Here is a 4438-nt window from a genome sequence, read left to right as displayed (position 1 = left end):
TCAGAGTCACTGAGACTGAACTTCAAGCTCTGAAAGATCGGTGTGATGGTGCGGAATTAGCTCCTTGGGTGAGAGAGACTTGTCTTGGGGAACGGACTCTTAAAAGAGCCAATGTTCCTAAAGTAGACCCCGCATTATTGCGCCAGTTATCTGGACTTGGAAATAACTTGAATCAGATCACTAGAGTAGTGAATACCCAGAATTATGATGTCGTGAATGTGGTTCAAGTATTGGCTCAACTTTCAGCAATCGAGCGTCAGCTTGGGCAAATAATGGCACAGTATGAGATCTCAGTATGATTGTTCAGTTCGCTCGTAGAGGTAAGGGCGTTGGGAGTGGCCCTGTTGATTATCTCTTAGGGAAAGATAGAAATCGGGAGAGGGCGACACTCAATCAAGGCGATCCTGATTTAGTTCAATCACTCATTGATTCGAGTCCTTACGCCAAAAAGTACACATCGGGCTTTCTCTGTTTTGCTGAAACGGACTTATCACAAGAGATTAAAGATCGCCTCATGGCTGATTTTGAAAAGGCTTTGTTACCAGGCTTAGACAAAGACCAATACTCCATTCTTTGGGTAGAGCATCTTGATAAAGGGCGGTTAGAGCTGAATTTTGTTATTCCAAATATTGAGCTTCATTCTGGCAAGCGACTTCAACCTTACTACCACTTTGCAGACAATCCTCGTATCGATGCGTGGCGCACCATTAAGAATCTTGAACTAGGGCTTCATGACCCAGATGACCCTGCTAATCAGCAAGGCTTGGTGAGTGCTAAAGACACTCCATCCGATGCAAAAGAGATTCAGCAACTTCTTACCGATGGTCTACTTAATCTTGCTCAATCAGGCGCGATCCGTAGTCGAAAAGGGGTAATTGGTGCGCTTGAAAGCAAAGGATTTGAGATTGCCAGAGTGACAGCTAAAAGCATCAGCATTAAGAATCCCGAAAGTGGGAAACGAAACATAAGATTAAAAGGTTTGTTGTATGAGCAAGATTTTGAATATGGCGAGGGACTTCAATTCGCAATCGAAGAAGCAAGCCAACGCTATCGAGCAAACGCTAAAGAAAGACTTCGAGAGGCACGAACAACGTATTCAAGATGCGTTGAAATCAAGCGAGCAGAAAATCATAAACGACATCCAAGAGCAGCAATCACGTTTGAATCTCTTGGTGATGAAAACATGGATTTGGTTGCCAGTGACCCTGTTATTTTTGGTGATCGTCAGTTACGGGATCGCTTGGTATCAAGGGCAGACGATATTAGACAATCAGAAAAAGATAGCCCGCCAAAAAGCGATCCTAGAGCAGTTCCAGAACAAGACTTGGGGGCTTTCTCTGTACGAGAGCCAGAAAGGGGAACGTTTTATTGTGATACCAGAGGGTTACTCGATTCTGGAGGGGTGGACAATGAACGATGGCAAGAACGAGCTGATCAAGTTGGAGAGGAAATAAATGACCGAGCTAGAGAAACAACTTTTGCACGCCTTCGAGGTTTTAGAGAGGCAGCACAAGGAGCAGCACAGCGAGTTCGTGAAGCTCTACAAGGATTTAGAGAAAAGATTCGAGCAGAGCAGCGAGGAGAACCAACGCTTACAGAGCAGTGTGAGCAGCTTGACCATGCAAGTAAACAACTTGACGCAGCAGCTCCAGTCGTTGGAAAAGCAATACAGCAAGAGCAGTCGTTAGCACGACAAAATCGCAGAGGTCGAGGTTTCGGATTTAATCGTTAATACATTTGAAAATACGCTTGCCAGGAGTACAATGTACTCCTATTCTTTTGGGAGAGGATCGGGTTATTAGCTACGCATTAGAGTTTATTGAAACGCCATTGTTTGAATCTCAGCGAAAAGAGATGCTCACGGATGAAGAGTTTCGAGCGTTGCAGTCAGACATCATCAAAAACCCAGAAATGGGATCGTTGATTGTCGGAACGGGAGGGCTAAGAAAAGTTCGCCTTGCTGGAGAATCGACAGGTAAGAGTGGTGGTTATCGAACGATTTACTTACTGATCCAACCTGATGTTGTCTATTTGGTGTTGCTGTACAAGAAAGGGAGAAAGGACTCTTTAACTCAGAAAGAGAAGAATCTCCTTAAAGAAGTGTCGAGGTCGATTAAGAGAGAGTATGACAATGAGCAATAGTATTTTTGATGAACTTTATACATCGATGAAGCAAGCCGAAGCGATTGCAAAAGGAGAGCAGACTCCTGCGAATGTCACTCGTTATGAGATTGCCGATGTTAAAGCGATCCGAGCACAACTGGATGTCAGCCAAAAAGAGTTGGCACAAGCGATGGATGTGAGTATTGATACCGTGAAAAGTTGGGAGCAAGGACGGAGAAATCCGACAGGTTTAGCAAGCAAAGTCCTAACTCTACTCTCTAAAGAGCCAGAGCTTTATGCGAAGTTTTCAGTTTAAAGATTAAGAGGTGTCTATGAGTGCAGCTGTTACTTTTGAGCAATTCTGTCAGCGTTACGAGTACGATCCGAGAAGTTCGTTATCTCGATTTGAATATGAGAAGTACAAAGAGAAGAAGTACAAAGAGAACTTAGAGATAGCTAACGAGCTGATCACCAAAGATGCCATCGATAAGATGAAAACATAGAAAAAACGCCCTTAGAGGGCGTTTTTTGTTTCAATCGAACTGCGAACTTTTTGTCCTGTAAATCGCTCTGAAAGCGTCACAAACTTACAGCCCGATTTCTGGCTAATTAGGTAAGGATAAGTGCTTAAAAACGCTCCAGGAGCGTTTTGAGAGCGTCAGATTGGCGTTTTGAGATGCTAAGTCGGCTATTTAACGTAATAGGAATAATAATCACCACCACAACGTTATGTTGCTTTAAATTATGAGCTTCTTTGCTTCGATTTGAAGCCATTCAAATGTGTTTTTGGGCTCTCCATGCATTTCCATTTGATGCCAAAGTTTTTCAAATGACAAAATAGTGACTTGTAGAGCAACTTCTTCATTTCCAATTTCCATTGTTAAATTTTCGAGAAGTTTAATCGTATGAGCATCTACTAAAGTGTCGTATTTTTTTATTTTACACAAAGCCATAACGCAATACTCACAAAGTGTTGATATGCATGTAACTTTATAATAGTGCTCAATTGCGTATATAGTGGTTTTTTTTGGCCTAAGTCTATTAAGAACGTTCAATTGCTCACACAAACCTAGTCTTAAATATGATGTGTATGAGATAAATGGGATAAAGCGTGAAACTAAAAATTTATTTTAAAACATCGAATAACAAAGGCTTTGAAATCGCATCATATCAAGAACATTACGAGACAATTGTTGCTCAATGGCTTTCGTTAGGTCGTACACTAGAATCGAGTTCTTTTTTCCTTGTGCTGTACGATGATGATGGTAAGTGTGTAGATGCCAAATATCTTTCAAAAAATAATTTTAGTCGATTGCTGATAGAGTGGGACTGCTTTGGTTTAAAAGAAAGTAATGAGTAATTTAACGTAACACTCGTTGTGCGAACTGAACGATAGAACGCAAAAGGTTGCCCAAACCGGCGACCTTTTTTACATCTGGCAGATACGAAAAACGCCTCCCAATGGGAGGCGTTTTTCTTGAGGACGTTCATTACCTTAGAAAAGGATCGTTGAGATCCCAGCTCTTTGGTTGTAATCTCAATCCCCAGATGTGACAAAACCGACCCTGCAAGGTCGGCTTTGATCGGAATACTTACCGGTTTGACGGCCTGTGTAAGTCCTTTCATGATAGCCCATATCGTTTAAGCACTTCAAGTATTCCTGCACTCTGTTTGGACTCAAGATGTTTTGGACAGAGCGATGCGCATCAGCCACCGACCAAGGGAAGTTCCAAAGGTGGCAGGTAAAGGCACTAATCAAAACTTGCGAAAGCACGATAAAACCGCTCTCTTGTAGCTGCTAGAGGGAGAACTGCGGAAAAGGAATAATTGATTAGTGTTGTGAGACTGGAATGGGGGCGTAAAGCCTTACTCACAGCGCAGGGCAGCCCGAAAGGGAAGAGACTTACCCAATCTGAAAGCGACCAAAAAGATACCCAAATCACTCATAAATTTGAGTTGAAATGGGTAGGGGTCGGCGCAGCCGAAAGGGTGGTTTGCGCTAGCTTGGCTAGCCTCCTCTTTGCTCTTACTGTCATTGTTTGATACTTCATGATTTCCCTTATTTGCATTTCTTTATCTTACTTTCTATCTTTTGTTAAGCACATAAGCAAGGCTACACAAAGACCCCTCCACTTCGTTACGTTGTCATTGTGCCTTGTAAGGGACGCTACGCTCCCTTAACCCTAGTTAAAAGCACTCAAACTAAAGAATTACCATGACTGAAAAGAAGAAAGTAATACGAGAAAAGTCCATCAAGATCAGAGTCACTGAGACTGAACTTCAAGCTCTGAAAGATCGGTGTGATGGTGCGGAATTAGCTCCTTGGGTGAGAGAG

General features: G+C 42.6%; 8 protein-coding genes. 7 read left to right on the top strand and 1 reads right to left on the bottom strand.

Annotated features, from left to right (window positions below; all coding sequences use genetic code 11):
• The 6 genes from R7M72_RS24005 to R7M72_RS23985 form a co-directional block, all read left to right on the top strand.
• Positions 1-299: MobC family plasmid mobilization relaxosome protein (locus R7M72_RS24005; RefSeq protein ID WP_318056349.1), on the top strand; the 299-nt coding region annotated here is incomplete at its 5' end.
• Between the two features lie 687 nt (positions 300-986).
• Entirely contained in the window at positions 987-1454 is a 468-nt protein-coding gene (locus R7M72_RS26370) for an MbeB family mobilization protein (RefSeq protein ID WP_203506492.1), read from the top strand.
• Complete coding sequence (locus R7M72_RS26365) at positions 1455-1688, top strand: MbeD/MobD family mobilization/exclusion protein (protein ID WP_169567099.1); 234 nt, start codon at positions 1455-1457, stop codon at positions 1686-1688.
• A 61-nt stretch (positions 1689-1749) separates the two neighbouring features.
• Positions 1750-2142, top strand: coding sequence for a type II toxin-antitoxin system RelE/ParE family toxin (locus R7M72_RS23995; protein ID WP_224723981.1), 393 nt, complete (start codon positions 1750-1752; stop codon positions 2140-2142).
• Entirely contained in the window at positions 2132-2419 is a 288-nt protein-coding gene (gene nadS / locus R7M72_RS23990; RefSeq protein ID WP_029946694.1) for a NadS family protein, read from the top strand. Before R7M72_RS23995 ends, nadS begins: the two co-directional genes overlap by 11 nt.
• A 16-nt stretch (positions 2420-2435) precedes the next feature.
• Positions 2436-2606, top strand: a complete 171-nt coding sequence (locus R7M72_RS23985) for a hypothetical protein (protein WP_005398424.1) — start codon at positions 2436-2438, stop codon at positions 2604-2606.
• Between the two features lie 234 nt (positions 2607-2840).
• Here R7M72_RS23985 and R7M72_RS23980 read toward each other — a convergent pair whose 3' ends face one another.
• Complete coding sequence (locus tag R7M72_RS23980; RefSeq protein WP_031819061.1) at positions 2841-3056, bottom strand: hypothetical protein; 216 nt, start codon at positions 3054-3056, stop codon at positions 2841-2843.
• A gap of 158 nt (positions 3057-3214) precedes the next feature.
• Between R7M72_RS23980 and R7M72_RS23975 the strand changes: the two genes are divergently transcribed.
• Entirely contained in the window at positions 3215-3463 is a 249-nt protein-coding gene (locus tag R7M72_RS23975; RefSeq protein WP_005398517.1) for a hypothetical protein, read from the top strand.
• Positions 3464-4438: the final 975 nt, after the last annotated feature.

The organism is Vibrio sp. YT-18, from assembly GCF_033337345.1.
Classification (GTDB): Bacteria; Pseudomonadota; Gammaproteobacteria; order Enterobacterales; family Vibrionaceae; genus Vibrio; species Vibrio alginolyticus.
The sequence above is the reverse complement of the archived record's forward strand: the minus strand, read 5'-3'. Positions and strand labels throughout refer to the sequence as shown.

Excerpts from the sequence above, each read along its gene's own strand:
- R7M72_RS26370 (WP_203506492.1), top strand. The coding sequence starts at position 987 with ATGAGCAAGATTTTGAATATGGCGAGGGACTTCAATTCGCAATCGAAG.
- R7M72_RS26365 (WP_169567099.1), top strand. The coding sequence starts at position 1,455 with ATGACCGAGCTAGAGAAACAACTTTTGCACGCCTTCGAGGTTTTAGAG.
- nadS (WP_029946694.1), top strand. The coding sequence starts at position 2,132 with ATGAGCAATAGTATTTTTGATGAACTTTATACATCGATGAAGCAAGCC.
- R7M72_RS23985 (WP_005398424.1), top strand. The coding sequence starts at position 2,436 with ATGAGTGCAGCTGTTACTTTTGAGCAATTCTGTCAGCGTTACGAGTAC.
- R7M72_RS23980 (WP_031819061.1), bottom strand. The coding sequence starts at position 3,056 with ATGGCTTTGTGTAAAATAAAAAAATACGACACTTTAGTAGATGCTCAT.